Raw genomic sequence first — 4170 nt, 5'->3', positions numbered from 1 at the left:
TTCTGCAGAGTGGTGCCGAGCTTCTCCTGGAAGGTGACGATGCCCAGGCGCTGGACGAAGTCCTCCATCGGGTGCTTGAGGTCCTCGTCGAAGAAGAATTTCGCGTCATCGAGGCGCGGGCGCACGACGCGCTCGTTGCCGGCGACGACCGTGTCGGAGACCTTGGGGTCGGCGTTCGAGACGATCACGAACTCGCGGGTGAGCTTGCCCTCGGCGTCGAAGATCGGGAAGTAGCGCTGGTTGGAGAGCATGGACTCGCAGATGATCTCCTGCGGCACGCGGAGGAACTCCTCGTCGAAGGTGCCGACGAGCACGGTCGGCCACTCGCAGAGGTTCACGACCTCGTCGAAGATGCGCTTGGGCGTGTCGACGCGGGAGCCGGGGCGCGCGGCCTCGATGGCGGCGATGCCCTCGCGGATAGCGGCCTCGCGGGCCTCGGCGCCCAGGACGAAGGCGTCCTTGAGCACCTGCTCGTAGGCGGCGGGCTCGGAGACGACGTGCTCGCCGGGGGCGAGGACGCGGTGGCCGCGAGTGGTGTTGCCGCTCGTCACGTCGGCGTAGGACACGGGGACGACCTCGGTTCCGAGCAGAGCGCAGATCCAGCGGATCGGGCGCACGAAGGTCTCGTGCTCGGAGCCCCAGCGCTGGGAGCGGTAGTTCGGCCACTCGATGGCGGCGATGACGTCGTGCCCGAGGGCGGAAAGGATCGGCATCGCGGGGGCCGAGGGGACGTTCTTCTCGGCGAAGACGTACTCGTTGCCGTCCTCGGCGACCTTGCGCGTGAGCTCGGAGGCGTCGATGCCGCACTTGCGGGCGAAGCCCGAGGCGGCCTTGGTGGGGTTGCCGTCGGCGTCAAAGGCGATCTGAGCCTTGGGGCCGCGCTTGACCTCATTGACGGCCTCGGTGGCGCAGGCGACGCCCTCGACGATGGCCGCGAGGCGGCGCGGGGAAGAGACGACGCGGACGGCGCCGTGAGAGAGCCCGGCCTCGTCGAGCATCTTCACGACGAGCTTGGGGAGCTGCTTGGATGCATTGATGAGAGGAGCCGAGGGCATCTCCTCGGTGCCTATCTCGAGCAGGAAATCCTTGGTGTCTGCCATTTAGGCCACCTCGCCCTTCGTGGAGTACGTGTCTTTCTTGCCGGCGACCTCGGCGAGGTAGCTCTCGCAGCAGGCCTTAGCGACGGCGCGGACGCGCAGGATGTAGTTGGCGCGCTCAGTCGCCGAGATGGCGCCGCGGGCGTCGAGGATGTTGAACGCGTGGCTGCACTTCATGACGCAGTCGTAGGCGGGCAGCGGGAGCTTGCGGTCGAGGCAGGAGTGGCACTCGGCCTCGTACTCGTCGAACTTGCGGCGCATCATGTCGACGTTCGCGACCTCGAAGTTGTAGGTCGAGAACTCGACCTCGTTCTCGTGGAAGACGTCGCCGTAGGTCATCGGCGTTCCGTCGGGCAGGTAGGACCAGATGAGATCATAGACGGAGTCGACGCCCTGCGCGTACATGGCGATGCGCTCGAGGCCGTAGGTGATCTCGACGGGGACGGGGTCGACCTCGATGCCGCCGACCTGCTGGAAGTACGTGTACTGCGTGACCTCCATGCCATCCATCCAGACCTCCCAGCCGAGGCCCCAGGCGCCCAGGGTCGGGCTCTCCCAGTCGTCCTCGACGAAGCGGACGTCGTGCTCGGCGGGGTCGAGGCCGATCGCCTTGAGCGAGCCGAGGTAGAGGTCCTGCGAGTCGGTCGGGCAGGGCTTCAGGATGACCTGGAACTGGTAGTAGTGCTGCATGCGGTTGGGGTTCTCGCCGTAGCGGCCGTCGGCGGGGCGGCGGCAGGGCTGCGGGTAGCAGGTGCGCCAGGCGTTGGGGCCGAGGCTGCGCAGGGTCGTGGCCGTGTGGAACGTGCCGGCGCCGACCTCGGAGTCGTAGGGCTGCATGACGGTGCAGCCCTTGTCGGCCCAATACCGCTCGAGCTCGAGGATCATGTCCTGGAACGTAAGCGCGGACTTGTTCATATTCGTGCTTCCTTCTTCTTGCCTCGCCCGCCGGCGCCTAGAGCGTGCGCGCGTCGGTGAGCGGCCAGTAGATGAACAGACCCTTCGATGATACGGCATCCACCGATACAGGGCCGAAGTAACGTGAGTCGAGGGAGTTGGTGCGGTTGTCGCCCATGCAGAACACGCAGCCCGCGGGGACCGTGTACGGGTACTGGATGCCCGCGGACCCCTGCAGGCCGGAGAGCGACTCGGTCGGCTTGCCCTCGGTGTAGGCCTCAGCGCGCGCCTGCCCGTCGACGTAGAGGACGCCGTCGCGAAGGTCGATCGTCTGGCCGGCGGTGGCGACGACGCGCTTGATGAGGACGGTGCCAGGCTCGAGGGGGCTGTCGAAGGTGACGACGTCGCCCACGTGCGGCGCGTCCCAATGGAGGGTGACCTTCTCACCGACGAGCATGTCGCCTTCCTGGATGGTGTCGAGCATCGAGCCCGTGGGGACGACGTAGACGCCGATGACGAAGGTGCGCAGAAGCAGCGCCGCGACGATGGCCACGGCGATGGTGGCGACGACGTCGAGGATAGATCTCAGCGCGCCCTTCTCCGGCTCCTCATTGCTCATTCGGGCTACCCCCTTCGCGCGCGGCCTCGCGGGCGAGCCCGCGCTCCTCATCGGTCAGGTCCGCGGTCGCGAGCAGGTCGGGGCGCCGGCGCGCGGTGCGCTCCACGGCGTTTTTTCGCCGCCAGGCGTCGACCTTCGCGTGGTCGCCCGACAGCAGCACCTCCGGCACGTCCATCCCCTCGAAGCTCGCGGGGCGGGTGTACTGCGCGTACTCGAGCAGCCCGGAGGCCGAGAAGGACTCGTCGACGGCGCTCATCTGGTCGCCGAGGGCGCCGGGCAGGAGCCTCACGACGGAGTCGATGACGACCATGGCGGGGAGCTCACCGCCGGTGAGGACGTAGTCGCCCAGCGAGAACACGTCGTCGGCGAGCTCGTAACAGCGCTCGTCCATGCCCTCGTAGCGGCCGCAGACGAAGACGAGCCGCTCCTCGTCGGCGAGCCTCTCTGCGCACCGCTGCGTGTAGGGCTCCCCCACCGGCGAGAAGAACACGACGTGGGCGCGCTCCGGCCTCGCGGCCTTGACGGCGCGGACGGCCTCGTAGATGGGCGCTGGCTTCATGAGCATGCCCTGGCCGCCCCCGAAGGGCGCGTCGTCCACGGTGCGGTGACGGTCATGGGTCCAGTCGCGCAGGTCGTGGTGGGCGAACTCCGCTATGCCGGCACGCTCGGCACGGCCCATGATGGAGGCCGAGAGGTACGCGTCGAAGACCCCGGGGAAGACCGAGATGGTCTCGAAGATCATGCGCCGCTCCCCCATTCCCCCAGAAAACCGGTCGCGTCCACCGTGATGGGACCCGCCTCGGGCACCTCGCTGACCACGGAGTCGATGACGGGGAGCAGAAGCTCGCGCCCGCCGTCGCGGACGACCCAGACGTCGTTGGCGGGGCCGCGCATGACCTCGGCGATGGTGCCCAAAGGCCCCGCCTGGGCGTCGGCCACCTCGCGGCCGCAAAGGCCCTCGGCGTCCAGCAGATCGAGCCCCTCGGGCAGGTCAGCCTCGGCCGCGAGCAGGTACCTGCCGCGGATCTTGGAGGCGGCGTCGAGCGACGACACCCCGGATAACGAGACGAGCTGTCCCTCGCGGTCGTCCGAGGAGCAGGACTCGACCGTGTGCCAACGCTCGCCCTTGAGCAGGGGCGGCACGACACAGACGCGCAGGCCCTCGCTCAATACGGCGGGAAGGCCGTGAACGGGAACCGTCACGACCTCCCCACGCTTACCGTGCGGCTTGACCACACGGGCTATGCATCTATAACGCTCTCGCATGAACCTAACCCAGGACCTCGACCTCGACCTCGGTGCCCACGCGCTGCCCAAGGGCGCGCGCGAGGGTGCGGATAGCCTTGATGGTGCGGCCTTTGCGGCCGATCACGCGACCGGCGTCCTCCTCGGAGCAGCTGACCTCGATGAGGGAGCCGTTCTCGGAGTCGGTGACGTCGAGGGAAACGGAGTCCTCGTCGTCCACCAGGCCGCAGACGATGTACTCCACAAGGTCAGCGACCTTATCGGAGGGCATCTCCTCGGAGTCCGTGCCCGAGAGCTCGACGCTTTCGGTGGTCT

The 4170-nt window shown here is 68.0% G+C and carries 6 protein-coding genes; all 6 read right to left on the bottom strand.

Annotated elements, in window-relative coordinates; all coding sequences use genetic code 11:
• Positions 1-1100: glycine--tRNA ligase subunit beta (gene glyS / locus ACT84W_RS02805; protein WP_444328137.1), on the bottom strand; the 1100-nt coding region annotated here is incomplete at its 3' end.
• Positions 1101-2012, bottom strand: coding sequence for a glycine--tRNA ligase subunit alpha (locus ACT84W_RS02800; protein WP_432290792.1), 912 nt, complete (start codon positions 2010-2012; stop codon positions 1101-1103).
• 37 nt (positions 2013-2049) lie between these two features.
• Positions 2050-2610, bottom strand: a complete 561-nt coding sequence (gene lepB, locus ACT84W_RS02795) for a signal peptidase I (RefSeq protein WP_417576539.1) — start codon at positions 2608-2610, stop codon at positions 2050-2052.
• On the bottom strand, positions 2600-3352 hold the full coding sequence (trmD, locus tag ACT84W_RS02790; protein WP_444328136.1) for a tRNA (guanosine(37)-N1)-methyltransferase TrmD: 753 nt from the start codon (positions 3350-3352) through the stop codon (positions 2600-2602). The genes lepB and trmD overlap by 11 nt, the downstream gene beginning before the upstream one ends.
• Positions 3349-3876, bottom strand: coding sequence for a ribosome maturation factor RimM (locus tag ACT84W_RS02785; RefSeq protein ID WP_432290794.1), 528 nt, complete (start codon positions 3874-3876; stop codon positions 3349-3351). Before ACT84W_RS02785 ends, trmD begins: the two co-directional genes overlap by 4 nt.
• Before the next feature lie 4 nt (positions 3877-3880).
• Positions 3881-4126, bottom strand: a complete 246-nt coding sequence (locus ACT84W_RS02780; protein ID WP_444328138.1) for a KH domain-containing protein — start codon at positions 4124-4126, stop codon at positions 3881-3883.
• Positions 4127-4170: the final 44 nt, after the last annotated feature.

Origin of the sequence: Paratractidigestivibacter sp. (genome assembly GCF_052362415.1) — a bacterium.
GTDB lineage: Bacteria > Actinomycetota > Coriobacteriia > Coriobacteriales > Atopobiaceae > Paratractidigestivibacter.
This window is presented reverse-complemented; position numbering and strand designations above follow the sequence as displayed.